This is a genomic window from Paenibacillus sp. FSL R5-0749 (assembly GCF_038595085.1).
Classification (GTDB): domain Bacteria; phylum Bacillota; class Bacilli; order Paenibacillales; family Paenibacillaceae; genus Paenibacillus.
Window position 1 is genome coordinate 2,145,643 of the sequence record NZ_CP152005.1, and the last position, 25,570, is coordinate 2,171,212.

Sequence of the window (25,570 nt, forward strand, 5' to 3'; positions counted from 1 at the left end):
GGTCAATCGATTGTTACAATTATATCAGTTCAGGTCGAATTAAAAAGATATCCGTATAATGGATTACCATTGTTTCAGGAGGAGAAGAGATGAACAAACTTAGAGATGCTATGGAACGAACCGAAAATCGGTCAACACACGGGGGAGAAAACTTCAATCAACACCCTGGTTTCCGTCGTATGTTTGCCCCAGACCAATTGACGATTGGGCTGTTTTTACCACTTCAATTTTATAAAGGAAACATGGATGTTCTAAAAGGTCAAGCTAACCTTGTGGAAAGCATTGATCAACGAAATTTTGCAGCCGTTTGGGTGCGAGATGTCCCTTTATTTGATCCTGGATTTGGAGACGCCGGACAGGTATTCGATCCATTTGTTTATCTGGCCTACCTTGCTGCAAGAACCCAAAACGTCTCCCTAGTAACAGGAAGTGCGATCTTCACGCTTCGTCATCCGATTGATTTAGCCAAGGCAGCCGCATCCATTGATGTACTTTCGGGCGGACGACTTGTACTAGGCATTGCATCAGGTGATCGTCCTGCTGAGTTTCCGGCGTATGGGATAGATGGAGAGCATCGCGATGTACGATTCCGAGAGACGGTGGAGTTTTTCCGCGAGCTTACACAGGATAGAACTGGCGCTATTCAATCTTCGCTTGGTTATATGAGCGGACTTGAATTGCTCCCGAAGCCCGCAGCAGGTGGCATTCCGCTCGTGGTGACGGGTTCAAGCAGGCAGTCTTTAGATTGGATAGCAGAGCACAGTGATGGCTGGCTTACCTATCCCGAAGCGACGGCTAATGACTCCGGTCCTCGGATGCTAGGACGTAAGATTAATGCCTGGCGTGAGAAAATACCTAATGGCATGTTCAAACCGCATATGACGAACGAATGGATTGATCTGGTGGAAGATGTTAATTATCCACGAACACCGCTTCGAGGCGGATACATATTGCGTACAGGACGGGCAGGTCTGATTCAGCTTTTGGAGGAATGGAGAGCGGTGGGCGTTAATCACGCTGCACTTGGTATTCAATTTTCGAGTCGGCCACCCGTGGAGGTGATTCAGGAATTGGCTGAGGAAGTTCTGCCACTCTTTCCTGCGCATGTGGGTCCTAAGTCGTTGTTTACAGGGTGGTAGAGCATGAGATCATCACCTGATGATACAGCTGACTTTTCTACGCATTTCTACCGCAGTTCTATTAACGAACAGAAGAGAATTGATCCGCTGGCAGCGATAGGTCAGGGGGCTGAATCTCTAGGTAACATAACAAAGAAACGTCATCACATTACGAAATGTGATGGTGTTTTTTTGTATGGAATGTTCATGTAGCGAATGCCTGGCGAAATCCGCGCGTATGGAGCTGTAAATCAATTTGATACAGTAGATCAGGGATGTTTCCAAAGGTAGAAGACACTCTTTTTGTAAGCGCTATAATTATATATAGACAAGGGGGAACGACGGTGTTAATATTGTTTCTATAAGAAACGATATTGTTCTTATTAAACATAATATGTTTATTTTATTCTATTGTGTATTACCAGTACTTCATTCTTAAGTACACTAAATAACGCCCTGTGCTAAAGAATTGCCTGGTGCTTGAGCGTAGAGAGAGGGATGGAAAATAATATGACTAAAATTGAAACAACAATTCAATCCTTTGACGGTACACAGCTTTATTTCAGCAAGGATACAGTGGAAAATGCCAAAGCCGCTGTCGTTATTGTGCACGGATTAGCGGAACATACCGGTCGCTATGATTATGTGACAGAGAAGCTGAGTCAGCGCGGGTTTAACGTATATCGATTCGATCATCGCGGTCATGCCAGATCCGAAGGACAACGTACGTTCTACAGTGATTTCCACCAGATTATAGATGATGTCAACGTTGTAGTGGAACATGCATTGCAGGAGAGCGGCGACCTACCGCTATTTGTTATCGGACATAGTATGGGCGGCTTCGCATCCTCGTCTTTTGGAACGAAATATCCAGGCAAGGTTAAAGGTATCGTGTTATCGGGAGCGCTCACTCGTTACAATACAAAAGTTGCCGGAGAATTGCCCATGGATCTGCCTACAGGCACGTATTTCCCGAATGAGCTGGGTAGCGGCGTATGTAGTGATCCCGCAGTTGTATCCGCTTACGCGAATGACCCGCTGGTTGAAAAACAAATCTCTGTAGATTTGTTTAACAGCCTGGGAAATGGCATAACATGGCTGAAGGAGAACGCCGAGCAGTTTATAGATCCCGTACTTGTTCTGCATGGGGCGAATGACGGGCTGGTCAGCGAAAAGGATTCTCGTGATTTTTACGGTGATATTGCTTCAACCGATAAAACACTCAAAATTTATGCTCATCTGATGCATGAGATATTTAATGAACCAACCCGTGATGACGTTATTGAAGAAGCAATCACATGGATTGAAAAACGAATCTGATTTCAGTAGAGTAAGAGAGAGAATCTGAATGATGAAAGGGATTATCCATGAAATTAGATTGGATGGGCGACCATCGGGAACTGATTGAGAAAATTATCAAATACGGCAACGCGTACTCGAACACCTATAAATTGCAGCGAAGTTATGGTACAGACATGATGTTCTCGGCTTCACAGATTCAGACGCTGGAATACATTCTGGAAGCCGAGGACAAGGAAGAGAAGATGACGGAAATGGCCGCACGCCTGGGCGTAAGCCGCAGTACATTTTCCAAGAATGTGAAGAATCTGACCGAAAAAGGTCTGCTCGAAAAATTTCATTTAAGCGGCAACCGCAAAGATATTTACGTCAAACCTTCGGCAAAAGGGCGCGAGGTATATGCCGAGTATACCGAATTTGTGCGGGAGCTTTGCTTTGATGAAATTTTCAAATATGCAGATCAGATTTCGGATGCGGACAAGCAGAATTTTATTCGCATCATGGATTTGTTTGCCGACGTGCTGGTCTGGTATGGGGAAAAGGAACAGGAAGCCCGTAAATTAATCAAAATTGATTCCGATTTAAGCAGAGACTAGTTCAACAACATTAAAGGGATTTTCCTCAAGGCTGTTCTGTGGCCTGAAAGGGAAATTCCTTTTTGATTTCTCTGAAACACGAATTTTGAAATTAAGGCGTTAGCCCATTCCCTCCGCGAATGCCCTTCATACAGTATAAAGTGCTTGATGCACCAGAGGCTGTAGGACAATTATTCAGCAGGGAGTGGGATGTGTGAAATCATCAACAAAGCTTACCGGACGGGTTATTTACAAAGGTGATCCAGGATATGAAGCGGCGCGCAAGAACTGGGACCCGCATACGGACAGATTTCCTAAAGTATTTGTTTTTGCTCAGAAAACAAAAGATGTCTCCAATGCCATCCGATGGGCTCGTGAGAATGATGTGCCAATCCGGCCGCGGAGCGGTAGACACGCGCTTGAAGTGAACCTTTCACAGGTGAATGGCGGTATCGTGATTGACGTGAGTGATCTGAATTCCATCAAGCTCGATAAAAAAAATGGAACCGTCGTTGTCGGAACAGGCAACCGGGTAGGAAGAATTGCGAATACCCTCGCCAAGCAAGGATTCATCGCTCCTTTTGGTGACAGCCCTACTGTAGGGATTGGTGGAATTACATTAGGTGGGGGTATCGGGCCTCTCCAACGTACCATTGGTCTCATCAGTGATAACCTGCTTGAGGTAGAGATGGTGGACGCCAAGGGAAAAGTGATTCGGGCGAATAAACATCGTAATGCAGATCTTTTTTGGGCCTCCCGGGGAGGGGGCGGTGGTAACTTCGGAGTGTACACCCGCTACAAGTTCAAAGTGCGCCGGGCTCCAGCGAAAGCAACAGTATTTAAAATCACCTGGCCATGGGCTCAATTCGAAAAGGTGCTCAAAGTATGGCAGCGGTGGGCTCCCTCTGTTGATACGAGATTGGGCAGCGAGTTGTCCATCGGACCGAAAAAGGGTGGTAACGTAATGATGGAGGGACTGTTCTTAGGCTCTAAAACAGAGGCCCTCCGATTATTACAGCCGATTACAAGTGTCGGCACACCGACAAGTTCCATCGTTCGTTTGTTGCCTTACACGGAAGTTGTGAAGTTCTTATTGCAGCCTGACCCGATTCAAACGCAAAGGTTCAGTAACCAGTTCTCCTCCGGTTTCGGAAGAAAACCATTTCCTGATAAGGCCATCAAAACGATGCGTGCATTTTTGGAGAACTTGGAAGAGGGACCAGGCGGGTTTTATTTCCTCAACTGGGGTGGAGCAGTAAGTCGCAAATCGCCTAGATCAACCGCGTTTTTCTGGCGGAAAGAGAAGTTCTATGTGGAATGGACCAGTACGTGGATCAAACCATCCCATGCCGCTAAAAATATCGCACTCGCTCGTAATACTCGCACGAAATTGCAACCATACATTGTCGGTTCCTATATCAACGTTCCAGACCAAGGAATCAAAAATTCCGGTCCAGTGTACTATGGAGCCAACTATGCCAGACTGCGGAGAGTCAAAGCCAAGTATGATCCGAAAAATGTGTTTAACAATCCGCAAAGTATCACGCCTGCTCGGAGAGCGTAATCCATATTCACTTCTTCAATGTCTAATTAATGAGTGAAGAAACACGCCTTAATTGGCGTGTTTTTTGTTATGTATGTTCGTATAAATGCCAAGGAAAAGAACAACATATCCACAATGCAATAAATGTCCACTTCAAATTGGACACCTGATAATTGTGGATCTGAAGTGAACACATTTTCAAAAGGAAACTAAAAAACCGCCCTTGGTCATATGACCAAGAACGGTTTCCTTCACATGCTAGATACGCATGGCAGTTAATGAGCTATTAAGCTTTAACTTGTTCTCCAGCAAATACCTCAACGTTCATTGGAGCGGCCATGAATGCTGCTGCTTGTTGAACAAAAGCTTGGAAATGTGAGCTTGTGTTGTGGGAAGCTGTAGCAGCTTCATCTTTCCACAGTTCAATCATGGTGTATTGTTGTTCTTTTTCTGTGCTTTTTGCCAGGTCGTAGCTGATGTTACCTTCTTCTTGACGTGTTGCAGCAATCAGTTCTTTTGCAGCTGCGAGGAATGCTTGCTCTTGGTCCGGTTTAACTTGCAAATGAGCGTGAATGATAATCATAATGTATAACCTCCATATTGTGTTTGTTTGGAATGTGTTAGGAATGTATGCTTATTGACCAGTATAATCGTGACTTACAGGGAAACCGTTCCTGATATTATGCCCAAGTTGTGATTGTTTCTACTGGCAGACGGTAGGAAGGATGACCTTCTTTGGCTGATTTACCGATCGAGATCAACATAACCGGTTGATAACGCTCTTTGTCCATGCCGAATGTTTCTGCAATTTGATCTTTCTCATATCCACCGATTGGGTTGGTGTCATAACCATGAGCACGTGCAGCAAGCATCAATTGCATGGAAGCAAGGCCAGCATCGATCAGGTTAACGTCCCGAAGATCGGAAGCAGGCATATTCTCATAATAAGGTTTAACAAATTGCACTTGTTGATCCTTCACTTCTTGTGGCATATAGCCATGCTCTACAGCTTTGCTGAAGATTTCTTCCAGATGCTCAACATTATTCATATCGATAAATACACCAACGACAGCTGCGGAAGTCAACACTTGGTTTTGATTGAATTTCGCGAGAGGGGCAAGTTTTTCTTTACCTTCAGCTGTATCTACAACTAGGAAACGCCAAGGCTGCATGTTAACAGATGATGGTGCACGAGAAGCTTCTGCAAGAATTTCAGTCATTTCTTCACGGCTGATTTTCACCTCAGGATCGTAAAGCTTAACAGAACGGCGACCGTAGGTAATTTCGTTAAAATCATTTGTTTTTTGGAATTTGCTTTGAATTGTACTCATGGTTAAATCTCTCCTCTATATATGGGTTTAAAAGTTGTTTTGCATACGTTCCAGAAAATCGGCGAGAGCCTGAACTTCATCTTCACTGAAATCCTGCAAAATCTGGTTGATGAAATTGGTCTTCTCTGCTTTGTAACCTTCAATCTGCTTTCGACCGTGGTCCGTGAGACGAACAAAAGTTACCCGATTATCTTCGGGGTTTTTGCGTCTTGTGACCATCAGGTCTGCCTCAAGCTGTTTCAAGTGGCGTGTAATCGCAGCACTATCAATGTTAATGATTTTCTGCAGCATGGACTGGTTGATCTCATCGACCTGATCCAGTTCATGGAGAATTTCAAAGCGTGAGGAACTGATACCTGTGCAGCGTTCGAACTTGGGACTGATTTTGTTGCCCAGCACGTTCAGCAGGTTGATGATCTGTTCTTCTTTGGAAACAATACGTGTCATGACTAGACCTCCCGGGTGAATCTGAATCATGAACAACGGCGTATGTTAACCAATAAATGATGTTCCAGTATACAATGCCATTGCCTAATGATTATTTGGATGCTCTCGATCATTGATGTATCAATAGTTGATGCCTCAATCATTGATGGCTCAATTAATATATCATGCCTTTTATGATTTTGCAACAGGTTCTGAAGAAAAGATAATTATACCTATTTGTCCCGGTGCAGAAGCATTGTAGTCTGTATAGAATGTCCATCTGCATGAGTTTCTATCGATGGGTTGAGTTATTGAGAATTATTATCAATTGATCTATAATAAGAGGAAATGGCAATCGGAGGGTAAGTGCAGAAGATATGAATTTGAATGATCACATCAAGCTGTGGAATCATGTTTTTGTCAAAATACTGGATGTACGCCAAAATGCTTTGCATCCCGGCGAGAAGCTGAAGACTTATCAACTGCCAGCGAGTGCCTATCTATACATCATCGACGGAAGTGCACGGATACGTATGGATCAACACAATTATATCGTAGATGGATTCCACGTTATTCATGGCGGAAAGCAAGCATACTTAAACATGGAGACGGATTCGGGCGTGGCGTATTATATGATTTTGTACAAAGCCATTCTTGCATTGCCCTGTGGTATGGAAATTCATCATCTGATGGATCATGAACGTCCGTTCCATGACCAATACGCACTTGTGCCCACCCATCCGCTGGACATGCATCAATGTATGGAAAAATTGAAACGGGAGTGGGAACAGTCCACCAAACTCGCTAAGCTGCATGCCAAAACTCTATTTCATCAATGGGTATATACTTTGTTGGAAGACTTACATAGACAATCCATTCAACCATGGAAACCGGACACGGTCACACAAGCTATTGATTATATGAATGCTCATCTGCACGAACCCATAGCTCTTGATGTAATGGCAGAAGCATTGGAGTGCAGCGTGGGGCACTTGTCCAGATTGTTCAAACAAAAGTTGAACATCAGTCCCATCCAATATCTTGGACAGATCCGAATGGAGAGGGTTGCACACCTTCTGGTGCATACGAGTGCTACGTTGCAACAGATTGCAGAGCAAGTCGGTTATCCAGATGCACATTCACTAAGTCGCAGTTTCAAAAAAATTAAAGGACTATCACCAATTCGTTACAAAAAAGGTCTAAGCCAACGGTTAAATAACTCGAAAAAGGCATTGGCAATGAAACAAAAGCAAGATTTGCCCAGTGTGATGCAAGAAAATGCCCTTCATCCGCTACATACCTCACTATATAATGATATTGATTATCAATATCAAAAGAATATTGGAGGGGAATTACTGATGCAAGGAAAATTCAGAATGACAGCTGTAAGCATGTTGCTGTGTCTTACTCTATTACTCGCGGCCTGTTCCAGTCCCGCACCGTCTGCAAGTGGTACGCAAACAGAGACTAACGCGGCTACTACACAATCGGGTAACCAGGCAACGGACCTCGGGAAATCGACTGCACAGTTGGAGACGCGGACCGTCTCTACAATGAGGGGAGATGTGGTAATTCCGGCCAATCCGCAGCGTGTTGCTTCAGATCAATATATGGGGTACCTGCTGAAACTGGGCATTGTACCGGTTGGTGTGAGAACGTTCATGCTGAACGAAGGATGGATTGAAAAGTCTGGCATTGCTGCTGATGTTATAGCGGGTATTGAGGATTTGGGAGGAGAGTTCCCAATGAATCTGGAGAAGTTAGTGTCACTTGAGCCGGATCTCATTATCGGTTCCATTGATAAAAATATTGAGGATTACGAAAAAATTGCAACGACTGTCTTTTTACCTTATTGGGAAGGAGATAAAACGTCTGGCCCACTGGAAAAGCTGCGCCGGATTGCTGGTGTTTTTGGAAAAGAGAAGGAAGCAGAGCAATGGATCACGACATATGAAGAGAATATCGAAGAGACTAAGAAGCAGATTGGTGGTGTGATTAAAGAAGGCGAGACCGTATCCATCATACAAATAGGATACAAAGCGTTGTATGTACTTGGTGCAGAAGGCGGGAACTATGGTAGTTCCACGATCTATGAGATGCTGAAACTGCCTCCAACTCAGCAAGCACTCGAAATGAAGGATGGATTCGAGACGATCTCCCTTGAAGTACTGCCCGAGTATATGGGAGATCATATCTTCTTATATGGTTCGGGTAGTGAGGACGCCACAGAGATCCTGAACAGTGAGGTTTGGAAACGTCTGCCTGCTGTGCAGAAAGGACAAGTCTACGCCTATGGTTCCTTGGATGGTACAGAGGATGAGTTCGTCATGGAAGATCCCTATTCACTGGAGTTGCAGTTGGATAGTATAAAGAATTTACTATTGGGAGCTGAAAAATAGAGTGTAATCAGTTCACATAGAATTGGATCAGAACAGGGAGGGGACGTGAGCATGGAGGAAAATGATTGGAACAAACAACTGGAGCAACTACATTTCTCTGCTGTCCACGTCTGCCAGTACTCTAGCAATCCGGGGACTCTCAGCCGCAGGGTCTGGAAGAGATACGCCATTTGCAGGGTTATCGCTGGCAAGGGATCTTTGATTATGGATAACGTTATACATATAGTGTCCCAAGACGATTGGTTTTTGTTGAAACCAGGAATGCATGTGGAGTTTCACACAGATATGGAAGCCCCAGTCCGATATCAGATCATTTTATTTTCCTGTGTGACACTTACCCGGAGCAGGAATACTTGGCATAGCGATGCAGTTGATTTTCCTGTGACGGGCAAACTTAATGTTCCTTCCAATACACGTGATATTCAAGAGATGATGGATAACCTGATGAGTGGAAAACACTCGTTTACGAGTTTGGAAAAGACGCGCAGGAAACATCTTTTGCATCAGTTGTTGATCCAGCTAATGATGCATGTGAATGAAGCAGCTCCCCCTGTAGCGGGGATGGATCGGGCACTTGAATACATGACGCATCAGTATATGAAAGACATTCGAGTCGATCAGATGGCCCGCTTGGCAGGGCTAAGTGTGAATCATTTTATAAGAACGTTCAAACGGCAATTAAATATGACTCCGATCGAATACATCCTGAAACAACGTATGGCGAAGGCCAAGCAGCTGTTGTTTTCTTCAGACAAAATCAAGGAAATTGCGGAGCAGGTGGGCTATAGGGATGAGCACTATTTCAGCAGAGTCTTCAAGAAAAACGAAGGTGTCGCCCCGACATTGTATATGAAAAATAAAGTGAGTCGCATTGCCACATTGTATTACGGGTTGGATGACTACGTAATAACGCTTGGTATGACGCCAGTGTCCGCACTATCTTATGGTCAGAGAGTGGCTCGCCATGTTGCTGTTCCTGAGCTTCAAGCACACAGTCATCAGGGACTTATCCTGGACAGCTTCAACCAGAACTATGACGGGTTGAGGCGAGTCCAACCGGATCTGATCATTACAAGTGATCGTTTGGAGCCGAATGTATCCCTGCATCATATCGCACCCACCGCTATGCTGGAGCATACCAACCATTGTGGTGAAAGACTTCTGTATATGGCGGACATTATGGGACGTACCGAACAGGCTGTACAGTGGATTGAACAGCATGCGAATCTGAGTCAGTTGCTTCGAAGACGAATTCAATCGAGATGGGGGAAACAGCGTGCCATGTTCATCCGGGTGACTTCTCATTTCTACCGAATGTATGGATTGAATAACCAGACAGGAGCCCTGTTGTATGATGATTTAGGTTTCCATTTGCCTAGCCATTTTCCGGAACAACAGTGGGCTGTGGAGACGAAAGTTAGCGATTTGCAGTTATATGACGCGGATCATGTGTTTGTAATGGTCGATCCTACAGAAGAGGCAGGCGCTCAACTGAGGCAATTACAGCAGTCTAGTGAATGGTTGGCATTAAAGGCTGTTCAAGAAGGCCATGTCTATAATGCAGGAGATATTTTCTTCAAGACGCTAGGTCCAACCGGACGCCTGTGGGCTATGCGATATGTAGCAGAGCAGCTTGGTGCTACTGTACGGTGATTTTGTGCAAGTGAAGAGCGTGGAATAATCCATGGCAAGCTTATGCGCTTTTCCCTACTATAATGATAATGATTATTATTATTAAATAGTAGAGGGGATTTACTACAAATGGTAAGACAGAGAGCAGCAACGATGATACTGTTGGCCTTGCTTGTGTTCGTACTGGCGGCATGTGGCAAGACATCGGAAGTAAATGAAGCAATGCCTGAGCAACAGGATACATCTGTGGAAGAGAGTGGTACACAAACGATCGAGCATCTTAAAGGAACCGCGGTTGTACCGCAAAAGATAGAGCGTATGGTTGTGTTGTCCGCCGCTTACATCGATCACATGTTAACGATCGGTGAGAAACCAGCAGGCGTTAATGTAGAAGTTCGTTACGGTGGAGATTATCTGCCTTATCTTGCAGATCAGCTTGCTGGTGTTCCAACGGTAGGGTCGGCAGATAGTCCTAATCTGGAGGCTATTCTTCAGATCAATCCCGATGTCATCGTTGTTGAGAGTCGGACTGCTGAGAGTACATATGAGCAGTTGGAGAAAATCGCTCCGACGATTGTACTTGGTAACGAATGGCTGGATTATGAAGATGACACAACGTATTGGACACAGGATCTGTTGACCATAGCCGGGTTGTTCAACAAGGTAGATCTGGCCAAGGAGAAAATCGCAGAGGTGGAGCAACAGGCGGAACAACTCAAAGCGAAGATCGAACAATTGGATCAGAAAAAGCTGGCTTACTTGCGTGTCAGAGAGAAGACTTTGCAAATTTATGCGGAAAAAGGGCATCCAACCAACATACTGTTGTATCATGATCTTGGATTTGTACCCACTGCTGTGACGCCTGTCGAACAGCGTGAGGACCTGTCTATAGAGAAAATCGCAGATATTGATGCCAATTTCGTCGTTCTTGAGGTTGATCCGAATGCCGAGGATTATTTAGACAACATCAATGCAAGCTCACTCTGGAAGAGAGTGCCGGCTGTTGATGCAGATCAGGTCTATACGACAGACTCGTTCTGGTTGTTTAAGGGCTGGGGAGCGATTGGGCGAAGCGAGATCATTAACGAAGTTGAAGATATGATTCAGTAGATGGGACATTATCCAGGGTATGATTATTCCGAGATGGCGGAAGTATTACAGCAATTTTTTGTGACGACGATCCGAGTGGACTGCGATGATTCCAAGTATCCTTTCCGTGTGAAGGATCTGCTGGATGAAGAGAAACGAGACTTAATATTGCGTGAACAGGCTATGCAACAAGGCCTTCAATTGGATGGAAAAGGGAGTGTAGCTGTCGGTACACTTTTTGCCAAGCGCTATTCGGTGTTGGTAATGGCCGTAATCTCTGCATTCAGTCTATACGACACGACACTTCGCATTGCGGACGATGATGTGTGGTTTGAATTGAATGGAACAGGCGGCATGCGATATAAGACTCTGCTGGAGAGAACCTCTCTGGAGGGTAAAGATCCTGTTCAGCGCAGGTCAGAGAGTCGCTTGCTCAAGAAGAGAATGTTGTTACATCTAGAGCCTGTCCTGCGAGCGGTAGCCATTAGTACAGGGGCGAGTGATAAGGTCATGTGGTCTCTGGTTGCGCATAATGTGCAACAATTGTATGCACGCATGATTAATGATCAAAGAATATGGAAGACGGATCAACGGCTTGCACAGATCAAGGAAGATCAAAGCTTATGGTTGGATCAGCATAACGATAATGGATATACGTTTGCCATTGAGCTACAACAATTCGAACATCCCATATGGCAAGGACCGCCGTTCTTCATACGCCGATATTGTTGTCTGGCTTATCAGGTTAGGAACGGAAGCCATACACACGGTTATTGCAACAGTTGTCCGAAGCTGGATTCGGAATCCCGATTACACAACCTTCTACAGCAATGAATCTGCTGGAAAAACGCGTGAACGAATGGAGAGTGAGCATGTTGGTATGCCAGGGGCAGCATGAGCTTTTACTTTCTTTGCGTTGATTACAGGAATCAGATATACTTCAAGTTATTGATCAATTCATAACTGTATGTTGGAAGGGGAAAATGATGGTTAAAGATTCAGCAGCATCGGTTAACCGGCGAAATGATATTATCTCTGCAGCGATTGACGTCTTCGCGGAGATTGGCTATTATCGTGCGACTACAGCTCAAGTGGCTGAACGTGCACAGATCTCACAGCCGTATATCTTTCGTTTTTTCAAAACAAAAGAAGCTTTATTATTAACTGCAATTGAAGTCTCATGGACACGAGTGATTGAATCGTTCCGAATCGTTGTGGAGACGGCGACGCCGGATCAGTTGGAAAATGACCTGATTGAAGCTTACGATAAGATTCTGGAATCTCACAAGAGCGAAATCTTGCTTCAAATGCAAGCGCAAACGATCCGGGAAGAAGTCATTCGTCAGGCCATGCAAAAGGGCATTAGTGATGTACGAAGCATGGTACTGGAAGCTTTCACAGTTGCCGGAATTGCGGAACCACTCAAAAGAACCATGATTTTCCTGGCGATCGGCATGTTGTGTAATGTATCTACAGCACTGGATATGCCGGAGCTGAAGGAGAGATAGAGAGGGAGGAAAATTCCCTTTTTGAATTTTAGTTATTGATCAATCACTAATTATGGTTTATATTGTTCTCAGGAAGTAATTGATCAATCACTAAATTAATGAAAGAGGTCGGTATATGATGAAAAGAGCTATTGTTATTGGAGCTACGGGTGGAACAGGTGCAGCGATTACGGAGGAATTAATTAGACGGGGCATTTCTACGATTGCATTTGGGCGCTCCCGTCAAAAACTGGAGCAACTTGCGGCAAAGTTGGGATCTCCGGATCACTTGCACATCGCAGTGGGAGATGCATTTCGGTCCGATGATATCATTGCCGCTTCTCAGGAAACGGATGTCATGTTTCATTGTGCGAACGTCCCGTATAACGAGATGGAGAGCAGGCTGATTCCGCTGGGTGAATCCGTCATGACGGCGGCAGAACACTTGGGTCTGAACGTGGTTGTAATAGACGGAATCTATCCTTATGGCAAAAGACAGATGAAAGAGGTAACGGAAGAACATCCAAAACAGCCACATACCCGCAAAGGCAAGACACGACTTGCCTATGAACAGATGTTATTCAGCACAAGATGGAGCAGAGCTCAGGTGATGATCGTTCGCTTGCCAGACTATTATGGCCCAACGGCCAATCAGGCTTCCTATCTGGGTTCGACGCTTGAAGCAATAGCGAAAGGCAAGATGGCTTTTTTTATCGGGAATATGAAGGTAGCCAGAGAATACATCTATTTACCGGATGCTGCGGTCATGGTGGTGGAGTTGGCGAGCAGAGAGACGACGTATGGACAGAACTGGAATATCCCTGGATCGGGGATTATCTCAGGTCATGAGATTGTGCATATGGCACAGAAGGCTTCGGGGAGTAGAAAACCTGTGATCGCGTTAGGAAAAGTGGGACTGTCATTGATTGGACTGGGTGTACCCGTTATGAAAGAAATTGTAGAGATGTTATATCTGACGGTGGACCCGCTGATCTTAAGTAGACAAAAGTATGAGGAACGGATTGGCCCAGTTGTGGCAACGTCTTTTGAAGAAGGAATTACGTTAACGATTAAGGAGTTGCGGGGAGAGTAGAGGGGAATATATTTTTTTGAGAAAAGTAATTGATTGATCACTAACTACGGAGAATTTCATAGGTATATTGAATAGGGGCGCACAAAGCTAGTCCTGGGCATAGAGTGTACTATTGTAAAAAGCGGAGATTTGACGTGGTGTACAAGGAGGTGGGATTTTCTTGTGAGCGATATGTCCAAAAAGAAACGCAAAATCTCCTCAACCAGTACAGTTAGACGGAAAGCCAAAAAATCAAAAAAGCACTCTGGCCTTAAGAAGAATAAGTCTTGTAAGAAAAGCAGACGTAAATGCAAAAAAAAGAAAAGCCACAGAAGCCCTTTCCTTCGAGGCCCACGGGGGTATCGGGGAATGAGAGGATACACTGGAGCAACTGGAGCTACAGGGTTAATCGGAGATCCTGGGTCTCCAGGCAAAAGGGGAGCAATCGGTCTAACAGGACGAACTGGAGTAACTGGAATCACGGGAAGTACCGGAGTAACTGGAACTACAGGAAGCACAGGTACGACCGGTCCAACGGGTGAGGCGGGAACAACAGGATCTACAGGCGCAACTGGCATCGGATCGACTGGAGTCACAGGAACAACCGGCGCAACTGGAATAACTGGATTTGGTATTACAGGCGTGACCGGTGCTACAGGAAATACTGGTATAACTGGCTTTACGGGCAGCAGCGGATTTACAGGAGCAACTGGTCCAACTGGATTTGGTGTGATGGGACTAACTGGACTAACTGGACCAACTGGTGAAACAGGACTAACTGGATTGACCGGTATAACTGGTGTTACGGGTGAAACGGGAGTTACTGGCATAACTGGAGCAACAGGAAGCACCGGTATCACAGGAGCTATTGGTCTAACAGGTGTTACAGGCACCACCGGTGTGCCGGGAGTAACTGGTTTTACGGGCTCAACCGGTCCGACTGGCCCTACTGGGGCATCGGGAAGTACGGGTACCACAGGAGTTACTGGAGCAACTGGAACGACAGGTATTATGGGGGCGACCGGGGCCACTGGAGAGACAGGGGTGACCGGGGTTGCAGGTACGGATGGTGCCACGGGACCCACGGGTGTAACTGGAGCTACTGGAAGTACTGGTGCTTCAGGAATTACAGGCTTTACAGGGACTACTGGCATAACGGGTACAACTGGTATTACGGGTGCGACTGGAGTAACAGGTATCACTGGAGAAACGGGGTTAACTGGGGTCACCGGTCCGACTGGTGTTACAGGTTCAACTGGCATTACCGGAACCACGGGCATCACAGGTGTAACCGGAACTACAGGAATCACGGGCCCGACGGGTGCATCTGGAATAAATGGTGCAACCGGAACGACAGGAGTTACAGGTGTAGCAGGAGTAACGGGTCCCACTGGTGCTATTGGGGTAACTGGATCTACGGGAGATACAGGAACCATAGGAATGACAGGTGCAACTGGACTTACTGGGATCACGGGGATTACCGGAGTAACGGGGGAAACGGGTCTAACGGGAGTCACAGGTGCGACTGGCTTAACTGGCGTTACGGGTACAACTGGTTTGACCGGGGTCACCGGCCAAACAGGCGAGACAGGCGCGACGGGTCCAACAGGAGCAACAGGGATAACCGGTGTCACTGGAGAGATGGGTTTTACAGGAGTCACAGGTACGACGGGTGTGACTGGGCCAACAGGTGCAACTGGAGAAACAGGATCGACTGGGGCTACCGGATCTATAGGCATCACGGGTGCGACAGGTGTAACGGGATTGACTGGAGCAACAGGTACGACGGGTGTGACGGGACCAACAGGTGCGACCGGCCAAACAGGAATTACTGGATTTACGGGTGTCACAGGCTTAACGGGAATCACAGGAGCAACGGGTGTTACAGGGAATACAGGTATCACAGGTGAGACTGGGGTAACTGGTGTTACAGGACCAACAGGTACCACGGGAGTTACTGGCGAGATAGGACCTACAGGCATAACTGGCGTTACGGGAACTACAGGAGTTACAGGTGCGACAGGAACCACTGGAGAAACTGGAATTACTGGAGCAACAGGTAGCACCGGCATCACGGGTACAACGGGTGTGACTGGGTCAATCGGTGCAACTGGCGCCACGGGTATCACAGGGGCGACTGGGGTAACTGGTATCACTGGAGAGACGGGATTTACGGGAGTCACGGGGGGAACTGGCAATACGGGAGCAACAGGTGCTACTGGCACGACTGGCGAACAGGGCACGACAGGCATAACCGGTGTCACAGGTACGACGGGTGTTACCGGGTCAACAGGTGTAACTGGCGAAACAGGAATTACTGGATTTACGGGTGTCACTGGCGTAACGGGAGCAACAGGTAGCACGGGAGTTACTGGCGAGACAGGAACTACAGGCATAACTGGCGTTACGGGAACTACAGGAGTTACAGGTGCGACAGGAACCACTGGAGAAACAGGAATTACTGGAGCAACAGGTAGTGACGGCATCACGGGTACGACGGGTGTGACTGGGTCAACCGGTGCAACTGGTGCCACGGGTATCACAGGTTCGACTGGGGTAACTGGTATCACTGGAGAGACGGGATTTACGGGAGCAACAGGGGGAACTGGGAATACGGGAGCAACAGGTATCACGGGATTTACTGGCGAGACAGGAACTACAGGAGTTACAGGTGCGACAGGAACCGCTGGAGAAACTGGAATTACTGGAGCAACAGGTAGCACCGGCATCACGGGTACGACGGGTGTGACTGGGCCAACAGGTGCAACTGGCGTCACAGGAATCACAGGAGTTACCGGCATAACTGGCGTCACAGGTCCAACTGGTGTTACTGGACCCACTGGTACTACTGGAGAAACGGGATCGACTGGGGCTACCGGATCTACCGGCATCACAGGTGCGACAGGTGTGACTGGGTCAACCGGTGCAACTGGTGCCACGGGTATTACTGGAGAGACGGGGCTTACGGGAGTCACAGGTACAACAGGAGTTACCGGTATAACCGGCGTCACAGGTCCAACTGGTGTTACCGGCCCCACTGGTTCTACTGGCGAAACAGGAATTACTGGATTTACGGGTGTCACAGGCGTAACGGGAATCACAGGAGCTACGGGTGTAACAGGGAATACAGGTATCACAGGTGTGACGGGACTGACTGGGGCAACAGGTGCCACTGGCACGACTGGCGAACAGGGCACGACAGGCATAACCGGTGTCACAGGCTTAACGGGAATCACAGGAGCAACGGGAGCAACAGGTAGCACGGGAGTTACTGGCGAGACAGGAGCTACAGGTGCGACAGGTACTACTGGAGAAACTGGAATTACTGGAGAAACAGGTAGCACGGGCATCACCGGCATCACGGGTGCGACGGGTGTGACTGGGTCAACCGGTGCAACTGGTACCACAGGTATCACAGGGGCGACTGGGGTAACTGGTACCACAGGTATCACAGGGGCGACTGGGGTAACTGGTATCACTGGAGAGACGGGATTTACGGGAGTCACGGGGGAAACTGGCAATACGGGAGCAACAGGTGCCACTGGCACGACTGGCGAACAGGGCACGACAGGGATAACCGGTGTCACAGGTACGACGGGTATTACAGGGCCAACTGGCGAGACAGGAACTACAGGAGTTACAGGTGCGACAGGAACTACTGGAGAAACTGGAATTACTGGAGAAACAGGTAGCACGGGCATCACCGGCATCACGGGTGCGACGGGTGTGACTGGGTCAACCGGTGCAACTGGTGCCACAGGTATCACAGGGGCGACTGGGGTAACTGGTATCACTGGAGAGACGGGATTTACGGGAGCCACGGGGGAAACTGGCAATACGGGAGCAACAGGTGCCACTGGCACGACTGGCGAACAGGGCACGACAGGCATAACCGGTGTCACAGGTCCAACAGGTGCAACTGGCGAAACTGGAATTACTGGATTAACAGGTGTCACAGGAGCAACGGGAGCAACAGGTAGCACGGGAGTTACTGGCGAGACAGGAACTACAGGCATAACTGGTGCCACGGGTATTACAGGAGAGACAGGGATAACTGGTGTCACAGGTACGACGGGTGTGACAGGGCCAACAGGTGCGACCGGCGAAACAGGAATTACTGGATTTACGGGTGCAACTGGCGTAACGGGAATCACAGGAATTACTGGGGCTACCGGCATTACCGGCATCACGGGTGTGACTGGGTCAACCGGTGCAACAGGTGCCACAGGTATCACAGGGGCGACTGGGGTAACTGGTATCACTGGAGAGACGGGATTTACGGGAGTCACGGGGGAAACTGGCAATACGGGAGCAACAGGTGCCACTGGCACGACTGGCGAACAGGGCACGACAGGGATAACCGGTGTCACAGGTACGACGGGTGTGACAGGGCCAACAGGTGCGACCGGCGAAACAGGAATTACTGGATTTACGGGTGTCACAGGCGTAACGGGAATCACAGGAGCAACGGGAGCAACAGGTAGCACGGGAGTTACTGGCGAGACAGGAACTACAGGCATAACTGGTGCCACGGGTATTACAGGAGAGATAGGGGTAACCGGAGTCACAGGTCCAACTGGTGTTACCGGACCCACAGGATCTACTGGAGAAACGGGCTCGACTGGGTCAACCGGATCTACCGGTACGATCGGTATCACGGGTGCGACAGGTGCGACGGGACTGACTGGGTCAACCGGTGCAACTGGTGCCACAGGAGTTACCGGCATAACTGGCGTTACAGGACCCACTGGTACTACTGGAGAAACGGGATCGACTGGGGCTACCGGCATTACCGGCATCACGGGTGCGACAGGTGTGACTGGGTCAACAGGTGCAACAGGGAATACAGGTATCACAGGTGAGACTGGAGTAACTGGTATTACTGGAGCGACGGGGCTTACGGGAGTCACAGGTACGACGGGTGTGACAGGGCCAACAGGTGCCACTGGCGAAACAGGAATTACTGGATTTACGGGAGTCACAGGTACCACAGGAGTTACCGGCATAACTGGCGTCACAGGTCCAACTGGTGTTACCGGACCCACTGGTACTACTGGAGAAACGGGATCGACTGGGGCTACCGGCATTACCGGCATAACCGGAGTCACAGGTACGACGGGTGCGACAGGGCCAACAGGTGCCACTGGCGAAACAGGAATTACTGGATTTACAGGTGTAACTGGATTCACAGGGGTTACCGGAGCAACAGGTATAACGGGAGCCACTGGGGCCACTGGCACAACCGGAGCAACAGGTGTTACTGGAACTACGGGGGTCACCGGCATAACCGGAACGACAGGAAATACGGGAGCCACCGGGGCTACTGGAGAAACAGGGCCAACGGGAGGAACTGGTACTACAGGTGCAACGGGCACCACGGGAATAACGGGAGTTGCAGGGGCCACAGGAAGCACGGGTGCAACCGGAGTTACAGGAGTAACCGGAACAGCAGGTACTACGGGTGCGACTGGTTCTACGGGGGGAACTGGAGCAACCGGCCCGACAGGACCAACTGGGGCTAACGGAATTACGGGTGCAACCGGCGTGACGAGTGCAACAGGAGCAACGGGAGCTACGGGAATAACTGGCACTACAGGAGCAACAGGTATCACAGGGGCTACAGGAGCCACAGGAGCCACAGGAGCCACCGGGCCAACCGGGCCAACCGGGCCTAACTTTGCTACAGAAGGGTTTTCGGCCTTCTTAGCTACACTTTCTACAGCAACGAGCACACAATTAACCAACTGGACGACAACAAGTCCTTATTATGGTAATGCCAACTTCAACGCAACGACAGGAAATTATACGGTGCCAGTGACAGGAAGATATTCCATTGTGGCCACGATCAATTATGCAACGACCGCAGCGATCGCCTTATCACTGGGCGCTGGGGTTAACCCAGCCTTTCTTGTCCAGAGAACATCACCTACGGTAACTACGCTTGTTAGTGGTTTGTTGCCCATCTTGAACGTAGCCGTTACATTGCTTACACTACGGGCAGTCTTGGGGAGCAGTTCTGTTACTTTGGCGGTAGAAGTGGCATTGAATGCTGGAGATGTAATTGGATTGTTCTATGCCGCAAACGGGCTAACGATTACGTTGAACCTGGGCAGCGGCGCTACAAATGGTATTTTTTGGTCTGTGCATGAGATCACCTAATAAGCTGTTTAACGTATTGCGCCTATGGACAAATTCGTAAACTTGTAATAAGTTAGTTTGAAGATATTCGAAATATCTTTTGAAAAGTGGACTAACAAGCGAGGTGGATTTCATGATTCCTATTCTGGGACGCATTAACGAATTAAGTCGAAAACAACGCAGCAGCGTTGGTTTGACCAAAGCAGAACAAAGCGAGCAACACGAGCTTAGAAAACAATATTTGCAGGCTATTCGAGGTCAGGTACTGACAACCATGCTGGCAGTATCCGTTGTAGACCCACTTGGTCATGATGTGACCCCCGAGAAATTAACCAATGAGAAATTGCAGCGCCGTGAACAGGCCGGCCAATAGCATTCCTTTAATAAGACAGACCAAGATTACATCTTGGTCTGTCTTTTTTTTATATTCTGCAAATTTTCCGTCTAAAAGCAAGCCCATCAAAAGAGGAAGGTACCATCCATTAAGAATTTCGTGCAGATTAACAAGCATGTCAGTTATTTTTAGTTTTGATGACAATAAATCTACCACCAACTTCAATTCATCTCCGATAACCCATATAATAACGCTAATATAGTTCAACAACACAAGGTAATAGCACAATTATTCTTATATTAACTAACAACAAACTTACATCAAAAATAATTAAAAAAGACTAGATTATATATGTATCTCGAAAGGGTTGATGAATCATGAGCCTGGAAGCTTTGAATGAACGTGTGAAGAATGATCTGGATTATTTGTCATTTGGTGGCGCGAACTGGGTACGTCCAAGAGAACATGCAGAGGGTCATGTCTATGATGTTGTCATTGTGGGCGGGGGTCAGAGTGGATTAGGGGCGGCCTTTGGACTTCTTCGGGAACGGATCTCCAATATTGTCGTCATTGACGAGAATCCATCAGGGCTTGAAGGGCCTTGGGAAACTTATGCGCGTATGGTAACTTTGCGTACTCCCAAGCATCTGACTTCCATCGATCTGGGTATCCCCTCGTTAACCTTTCGTTCATGGTGGGAAGCACAGGTCGGACGGGAAGGTTGGGAAGAGGTAGACAAGATCCCGCGTGGAGAATGGATGAATTATTTGCGCTGGTATCGGGAAGTGCTGAATCTGCCTGTGCTTAATGAGGTGAAATTGACACTTGTTGAGCCCGTAGAGAACGGAATGCATCGACTTCATGTGAACAAGGCAGAAACTCAGATGGATGTCATACTAGCTCGCAAAGTCGTCTTTGCTACTGGAATACAGGGTGGTGGAGAGTGGCATGTGCCATCCATGATTGCGGATAGATTACCTCGGGAGCTGTATGCCCATACGTCTGAAGCGATTAATTTTGATCGGTTAAAAGGTAAAAGGGTTGCTGTGCTTGGCGGCGGTGCTTCTGCATTTGATAATGCAAGCTATGCTCTTGCCACGGGTGTGGCGGAAGCTCATGTATTTGTACGACGGGAACAACTGCCTAGTGTGAATCCCATTCGTCAGATGGAGCAATCCGGTATGATTGAGCGATTTCACGCTCTTCCGGTTGCCGATAAATATGAAGTGATCTCTCATTTCTTCAAATTCAATCAACCGCCAACCAACGATACGTTTAATCGAGCGGCGGCCTGGCCTGGATTCGAACTGCATCTGAACTCGCCTTGGCTGAGTGTAGAAGCGACGGACCAAGGCGCAATTGTGCATACGGCACAGGGAGAATATACGTTTGATTTTTTAATTATTAGCACAGGTCTGCTCAGTGATCCGGCACTCCGTCCTGAACTGAGACTCGTGGAGCCATACATCGCGCGTTGGGAGGACTGTTACCAGGCTCCGCCAGAGCACCGCAATGTATTGCTGGATGCACATCCATACCTGAGTTCCGGGTTTGCCATGACTAGCAGGAGTGAACAAGGTGAGAAGCAGTTGCATGGACTGTTTGTATTTAATTACTCTGCACTCGCCAGCTGTGGTCTGTCCGCATCTGCCATATCCGGGACCAAGAGTGCGGTGCCCAAACTGGTCACTGCCATCGCGGATCAATTGTTCCTCGATGATCGGGAGGTTATTTTACAACAATTCTATGCGTACGAAGAACGGGAATTTACGGCTACGTGGGTGAAAACGGGTGCCCTTGCTGAGTAAATGCATCCCCATAAGATAGAGAACGTGTGGCACTTGATGCTGCACGTTTTTTTGTTTTTCACATGATCAAGGTTACACTTGCCTTCGATTTGTTGTAAAATGTCGGTTGGAACATGTTAAAGGCAGGGATAATAGATGAATGAAATAAAAATGAATTATGAACAGTTTAGAGCCCATTTGAAAAAAGCGTCGCGCAAACGGAATGTACCTTTGATTAAAATCGTTGCATTTCAAGAGAAATACATGAAGATCGAAGAAGTGCAATATTTTGATGTGGAACAAAATCATATGAGTGTTCAGGCCTGCAATACGTTGTGGTTGCACCTGGAGAATAAATCTTTTCGTAATATGGTGTCCCAACATTTGCAGTTTTATAGAGATATGGAGAACTTGGGTCGGCATTCCTTTGAAAATCTGATCAAAGAACTATATGATACGTCTGTTCCTGTGCTGCTCAATTACAATCCCGCTCATTATTATACCTCGGGGCAGCTCGCTGAGATTCTCGTCATGGACGAGGAGAGGCTGATTGAACAATTGGAGATGGGCCGCTTCAAGGGGGCATTTATTAATGAGGAAGGTAAATGGCTTAAACCCAAACCGGATGCAAGGCTTGTAGAGTCATAAATGTCATGAGATTCCCATGAAAAGAAAAATCCTGCAACGCCGCGCGTATAGCGCTGGAGCTGCAGGATTTTTAATGGAGATACGAAAGGTTAGAGACCCCAACTTTAAAAAGATGAAGTATTAAACATCTTTCGATCATTAAATACTCAAGTGTTGCGGCGAACCGTAAATCCATCTTTACATCGATTAGGGGTGCCGGGGATGGAGACAATACCCCGCCCTTGGATCATGATTCCCTTTTGGCAGGCACGAAAAGCAGGAGATTGTCCGTTCAGGCGACATTTGTTGAAGGTTACAGGGGTAAGCCGCGCCATTGAGCCGATGGATCTTCCAACAGTGGGGGCTTCAACAATCCATTCCGCAGAGGATTGCGGACCCGAATAACACTGAATGGTGCGGAAGGTCCAGCCTAACGTTAGATTAGAGAGCGTAATGCACCAGGTTTTGCGCGTTAATTTGGCGATGACTGCTCGAATGCGATGACCAGGGGAAACGGGCTGTGGAATAATGGTCTCCGCGTCAGGCAGGATCTCCCACCAAGCATAATAGCTGGGCTTGCCTTGAATCCAGTCGTGACCTGTTCCGGTCTGAATCAGACTGCTGTTCTTGAAGCCATCAATCCCAATCCATGCGGATGAATATGAGGAGCGTGTGCTAGGTAGAACATAAGGGACAGTCCATTCCGCTGAGATGCGACGGTATTGGTTCCGTGTTCCTGAACGAGCGTAGCCGCTCCAGTTGGAGGAGATCCACCCAAAGTGAGAAGGGGAATCTTTCTTTTTCTTTTGCAGGGCACAGGGTTTTCGCCGTTTGTAAGGACGGTCTGTCATCAGGTCACCACCTTTGGTAACATAGGGTCTAGATTATCAGATGCGTGTTCAGGAGCTGGGGAAAGGGACAACTGGACAAGAAAATAAGTCGAAAGATGCAACTTTTTGAAGGTTTTTAAATTATTTTGAATGAAAATGGTTGTTTTTTGAGGAGATTATGATACTATAGAAGCAGTTGGAGGAATGAAGATGCTGACTGAAGAACGATATGCTGCAATTATAGAGCGCTTACATGTACAGGGAATTGTGAAATTGCAAGAGCTTGTTGATGTGTTAGGTGCTTCTGAATCAACGATTAGGCGCGACTTGATCGATCTGGAGAGTCGTCAGATGCTCAAACGCATCCACGGCGGTGCCGCACTGGTGAACGAAAAAACGCTGGAACCGGGCATGGAAGAAAAAACGTTCAAAAACATTCAACAAAAAACAACGATTGCCCGTTTGGCTGCACAGGAGATCGAAAATGGCGAATGCATCTATCTGGATGCGGGAACAACAACGTTAGCCATGATCCCATTTATTGAAGCGAAGGACGTAACGGTGGTTACCAATGGGCTTTCACATGTTGAAGCTTTGGTAAGCAAGCGTATTCGCAGTTATTTGCTTGGAGGTATGATGAAAATTCATACAAAAGCAGTCATTGGCAGTATCGCATTACAGAACATGGATAATTTCCGTTTTGATAAATGTTTTCTTGGAAGCAACGGAGTAGACCCTGAGATGGGGTATACAACACCGGATCCGGAGGAAGCCTTGATTAAAAGGCGTGCACATCAATTGTCGGGAAAATCTTATGTGCTGGCTGATTCCAGCAAAATAGGGGAAATTACTTTTGCCAAATTGTTTGATTTGGAGGAGGCTGATTTGATTACCGAGCAGATGCCAGAACACTGGCGGCCTGGAATCGCCCAGAAAACTAAAATAATTGAGGGATAACGATGATATATACAATAACACTTAATCCGTCCATTGATTACATCGTGGAAGTCGATGAGCTGAAGCTTGGTGGATTGAATCGAATGAATCGGGATTTGAAGCTGCCTGGAGGCAAAGGTATTAATGTCTCTCGTATACTGAATCAACTTGGCGCAGATAACACGGCCATTGGTTTCCTTGGTGGATTCACAGGACGTTTCATTAATGACAAGTTGCAAGAAGACAACATCCGGACAGATTTTGTCACAATTGCAGACGATACTCGTATTAACATCAAGCTGAAGCATGGGGAAGAGACAGAGATTAATGGTCTTGGACCTGCGATAAGCGCAGAAGAGGCAGAGAAGTTGCTTCACAAATTGTCTTCATTGCAAAAAGGAGATATCGTCATTCTCTCCGGAAGCGTACCACCTTCTCTTGGAACAGATTTCTATGATCGTCTCATTAAAGTCTGCAAGCAAACGGGTGCGGAATTCGTGATTGATACAACTGGCCCTGCGTTAATGGAAGCTCTTGAACATGCACCATTGCTGGTGAAGCCGAATCATCATGAACTGGCCGAACTGTTCGGTGTAACCATTGAGACTCGCGAGGAACTGATTTTATACGGGCGTAAGTTGCTTGAAGCCGGAGCCAAACATGTACTGATCTCCATGGCAGGCGAGGGTGCACTGTTCATTACTCAAGCGGAAGTTCATCATGCGAGTGTGCCAAAAGGTACTGTGAAAAACTCCGTTGGTGCCGGTGACTCCATGATTGGCGGATTCGTAGGTACCTATGTACAGAGCGGCGATCTGCTGGAAGCTTTCCGTACAGGGGTTGCATCTGGAAGTGCGACGGCTTTCTCGGATGATCTGGCAACACGTGAATTGATTGATGAATTACGCAATCAAGTAACCATTACGACGATCTAGTCTAACGGTCAT

At 47.4% G+C, this 25,570-nt stretch carries 21 protein-coding genes; 17 read left to right on the forward strand and 4 right to left on the reverse strand.

Translation table 11 applies throughout. The features are described 5' to 3' along the window. The first annotated feature begins 89 nt into the window (after positions 1-89). The 5 genes from MKY85_RS09655 (at position 90) to MKY85_RS09675 (ending at position 4,556) form a co-directional block, all read left to right on the forward strand. Positions 90-1,139 carry an LLM class oxidoreductase gene (locus tag MKY85_RS09655; RefSeq protein WP_342572463.1) on the forward strand — a complete coding sequence of 350 codons (1,050 nt, stop codon included), beginning with the start codon at positions 90-92 and terminating at the stop codon, positions 1,137-1,139. A 3-nt stretch (positions 1,140-1,142) separates the two neighbouring features. Beyond that, positions 1,143-1,331, forward strand: a complete 189-nt coding sequence (locus MKY85_RS09660; RefSeq protein ID WP_342572464.1) for a hypothetical protein — start codon at positions 1,143-1,145, stop codon at positions 1,329-1,331. A 297-nt stretch (positions 1,332-1,628) separates the two neighbouring features. After that, positions 1,629-2,438: a lysophospholipase gene (locus MKY85_RS09665; RefSeq protein WP_342572465.1), complete on the forward strand. Its 810-nt coding sequence runs from the start codon at positions 1,629-1,631 to the stop codon at positions 2,436-2,438. 47 nt (positions 2,439-2,485) lie between these two features. Then, positions 2,486-3,013 carry a MarR family winged helix-turn-helix transcriptional regulator gene (locus MKY85_RS09670; RefSeq protein WP_342572466.1) on the forward strand — a complete coding sequence of 176 codons (528 nt, stop codon included), beginning with the start codon at positions 2,486-2,488 and terminating at the stop codon, positions 3,011-3,013. 193 nt (positions 3,014-3,206) lie between these two features. Then, positions 3,207-4,556, forward strand: coding sequence for an FAD-binding oxidoreductase (locus tag MKY85_RS09675; RefSeq protein ID WP_342572467.1), 1,350 nt, complete (start codon positions 3,207-3,209; stop codon positions 4,554-4,556). Positions 4,557-4,821: 265 nt separating this feature from the next. Here MKY85_RS09675 and MKY85_RS09680 read toward each other — a convergent pair whose 3' ends face one another. From MKY85_RS09680 to MKY85_RS09690, 3 genes are all read right to left on the reverse strand, one after another. Beyond that, a complete protein-coding gene (locus MKY85_RS09680; RefSeq protein WP_342572468.1) occupies positions 4,822-5,118 on the reverse strand; it encodes a putative quinol monooxygenase in 297 nt (98 codons plus the stop codon). A 97-nt stretch (positions 5,119-5,215) separates the two neighbouring features. After that, positions 5,216-5,866: a nitroreductase family protein gene (locus MKY85_RS09685; RefSeq protein ID WP_342572469.1), complete on the reverse strand. Its 651-nt coding sequence runs from the start codon at positions 5,864-5,866 to the stop codon at positions 5,216-5,218. A 27-nt stretch (positions 5,867-5,893) separates the two neighbouring features. Then, positions 5,894-6,313, reverse strand: coding sequence for a MarR family transcriptional regulator (locus MKY85_RS09690; RefSeq protein ID WP_253433129.1), 420 nt, complete (start codon positions 6,311-6,313; stop codon positions 5,894-5,896). Between the two features lie 356 nt (positions 6,314-6,669). Here MKY85_RS09690 and MKY85_RS09695 point away from each other — a divergent pair, with 356 nt between their 5' ends. The 10 genes from MKY85_RS09695 (at position 6,670) to MKY85_RS09740 (ending at position 22,878) form a co-directional block, all read left to right on the forward strand. Next, entirely contained in the window at positions 6,670-8,691 is a 2,022-nt protein-coding gene (locus MKY85_RS09695; protein WP_342572470.1) for an AraC family transcriptional regulator, read from the forward strand. A 51-nt stretch (positions 8,692-8,742) separates the two neighbouring features. Beyond that, complete coding sequence (locus MKY85_RS09700) at positions 8,743-10,344, forward strand: AraC family transcriptional regulator (RefSeq protein ID WP_342572471.1); 1,602 nt, start codon at positions 8,743-8,745, stop codon at positions 10,342-10,344. A gap of 108 nt (positions 10,345-10,452) precedes the next feature. Then, positions 10,453-11,433: an ABC transporter substrate-binding protein gene (locus MKY85_RS09705; protein WP_342572472.1), complete on the forward strand. Its 981-nt coding sequence runs from the start codon at positions 10,453-10,455 to the stop codon at positions 11,431-11,433. Then, positions 11,434-12,246 (forward strand): (2Fe-2S)-binding protein, encoded by an 813-nt coding sequence (locus MKY85_RS09710; protein WP_342572473.1) that lies wholly within the window; start codon positions 11,434-11,436, stop codon positions 12,244-12,246. A 152-nt stretch (positions 12,247-12,398) separates the two neighbouring features. Continuing rightward, positions 12,399-12,920: a TetR/AcrR family transcriptional regulator gene (locus MKY85_RS09715; RefSeq protein WP_342573323.1), complete on the forward strand. Its 522-nt coding sequence runs from the start codon at positions 12,399-12,401 to the stop codon at positions 12,918-12,920. A gap of 118 nt (positions 12,921-13,038) precedes the next feature. After that, on the forward strand, positions 13,039-13,992 hold the full coding sequence (locus MKY85_RS09720) for an SDR family NAD(P)-dependent oxidoreductase (protein ID WP_342573324.1): 954 nt from the start codon (positions 13,039-13,041) through the stop codon (positions 13,990-13,992). Between the two features lie 348 nt (positions 13,993-14,340). Beyond that, positions 14,341-20,130 carry a hypothetical protein gene (locus MKY85_RS09725; protein WP_342572474.1) on the forward strand — a complete coding sequence of 1,930 codons (5,790 nt, stop codon included), beginning with the start codon at positions 14,341-14,343 and terminating at the stop codon, positions 20,128-20,130. Between the two features lie 112 nt (positions 20,131-20,242). Beyond that, a complete protein-coding gene (locus MKY85_RS09730; RefSeq protein WP_036670038.1) occupies positions 20,243-20,482 on the forward strand; it encodes a DUF896 domain-containing protein in 240 nt (79 codons plus the stop codon). Between the two features lie 338 nt (positions 20,483-20,820). Continuing rightward, entirely contained in the window at positions 20,821-22,251 is a 1,431-nt protein-coding gene (locus tag MKY85_RS09735; RefSeq protein WP_342572475.1) for an NAD(P)-binding domain-containing protein, read from the forward strand. Between the two features lie 135 nt (positions 22,252-22,386). After that, positions 22,387-22,878 (forward strand): hypothetical protein, encoded by a 492-nt coding sequence (locus MKY85_RS09740; RefSeq protein ID WP_342572476.1) that lies wholly within the window; start codon positions 22,387-22,389, stop codon positions 22,876-22,878. Positions 22,879-23,024: 146 nt separating this feature from the next. On the opposite strand, the gene MKY85_RS09745 is transcribed toward MKY85_RS09740, so the two are convergent. Beyond that, a complete protein-coding gene (locus tag MKY85_RS09745) occupies positions 23,025-23,708 on the reverse strand; it encodes a G1 family glutamic endopeptidase (protein WP_342572477.1) in 684 nt (227 codons plus the stop codon). A 189-nt stretch (positions 23,709-23,897) separates the two neighbouring features. Here MKY85_RS09745 and MKY85_RS09750 point away from each other — a divergent pair, with 189 nt between their 5' ends. Next, the gene (locus tag MKY85_RS09750; protein ID WP_342572478.1) at positions 23,898-24,644 is read left to right on the forward strand and encodes a DeoR/GlpR family DNA-binding transcription regulator; all 747 of its coding nucleotides are present in this window, start codon (positions 23,898-23,900) and stop codon (positions 24,642-24,644) included. A 2-nt stretch (positions 24,645-24,646) separates the two neighbouring features. Next, positions 24,647-25,558, forward strand: a complete 912-nt coding sequence (gene pfkB / locus MKY85_RS09755) for a 1-phosphofructokinase (RefSeq protein ID WP_342572479.1) — start codon at positions 24,647-24,649, stop codon at positions 25,556-25,558. Positions 25,559-25,570 lie beyond the last annotated feature (12 nt).

Bases quoted from the DNA above. Each gene is read 5' to 3' on its own strand.
- MKY85_RS09655 (WP_342572463.1), top strand. From the start codon at position 90: ATGAACAAACTTAGAGATGCTATGGAACGAACCGAAAATCGGTCAACA.
- MKY85_RS09660 (WP_342572464.1), top strand. From the start codon at position 1,143: ATGAGATCATCACCTGATGATACAGCTGACTTTTCTACGCATTTCTAC.
- MKY85_RS09665 (WP_342572465.1), top strand. From the start codon at position 1,629: ATGACTAAAATTGAAACAACAATTCAATCCTTTGACGGTACACAGCTT.
- MKY85_RS09670 (WP_342572466.1), top strand. From the start codon at position 2,486: ATGAAATTAGATTGGATGGGCGACCATCGGGAACTGATTGAGAAAATT.
- MKY85_RS09680 (WP_342572468.1), bottom strand. From the start codon at position 5,118: ATGATTATCATTCACGCTCATTTGCAAGTTAAACCGGACCAAGAGCAA.
- MKY85_RS09685 (WP_342572469.1), bottom strand. From the start codon at position 5,866: ATGAGTACAATTCAAAGCAAATTCCAAAAAACAAATGATTTTAACGAA.
- MKY85_RS09690 (WP_253433129.1), bottom strand. From the start codon at position 6,313: ATGACACGTATTGTTTCCAAAGAAGAACAGATCATCAACCTGCTGAAC.
- MKY85_RS09695 (WP_342572470.1), top strand. From the start codon at position 6,670: ATGAATTTGAATGATCACATCAAGCTGTGGAATCATGTTTTTGTCAAA.
- MKY85_RS09700 (WP_342572471.1), top strand. From the start codon at position 8,743: ATGGAGGAAAATGATTGGAACAAACAACTGGAGCAACTACATTTCTCT.
- MKY85_RS09705 (WP_342572472.1), top strand. From the start codon at position 10,453: ATGGTAAGACAGAGAGCAGCAACGATGATACTGTTGGCCTTGCTTGTG.
- MKY85_RS09710 (WP_342572473.1), top strand. From the start codon at position 11,434: ATGGGACATTATCCAGGGTATGATTATTCCGAGATGGCGGAAGTATTA.
- MKY85_RS09715 (WP_342573323.1), top strand. From the start codon at position 12,399: ATGGTTAAAGATTCAGCAGCATCGGTTAACCGGCGAAATGATATTATC.
- MKY85_RS09720 (WP_342573324.1), top strand. From the start codon at position 13,039: ATGAAAAGAGCTATTGTTATTGGAGCTACGGGTGGAACAGGTGCAGCG.
- MKY85_RS09725 (WP_342572474.1), top strand. From the start codon at position 14,341: ATGAGAGGATACACTGGAGCAACTGGAGCTACAGGGTTAATCGGAGAT.
- MKY85_RS09730 (WP_036670038.1), top strand. From the start codon at position 20,243: ATGATTCCTATTCTGGGACGCATTAACGAATTAAGTCGAAAACAACGC.
- MKY85_RS09735 (WP_342572475.1), top strand. From the start codon at position 20,821: ATGAGCCTGGAAGCTTTGAATGAACGTGTGAAGAATGATCTGGATTAT.
- MKY85_RS09740 (WP_342572476.1), top strand. From the start codon at position 22,387: ATGAATGAAATAAAAATGAATTATGAACAGTTTAGAGCCCATTTGAAA.
- MKY85_RS09745 (WP_342572477.1), bottom strand. From the start codon at position 23,708: ATGACAGACCGTCCTTACAAACGGCGAAAACCCTGTGCCCTGCAAAAG.
- MKY85_RS09750 (WP_342572478.1), top strand. From the start codon at position 23,898: ATGCTGACTGAAGAACGATATGCTGCAATTATAGAGCGCTTACATGTA.
- pfkB (WP_342572479.1), top strand. From the start codon at position 24,647: ATGATATATACAATAACACTTAATCCGTCCATTGATTACATCGTGGAA.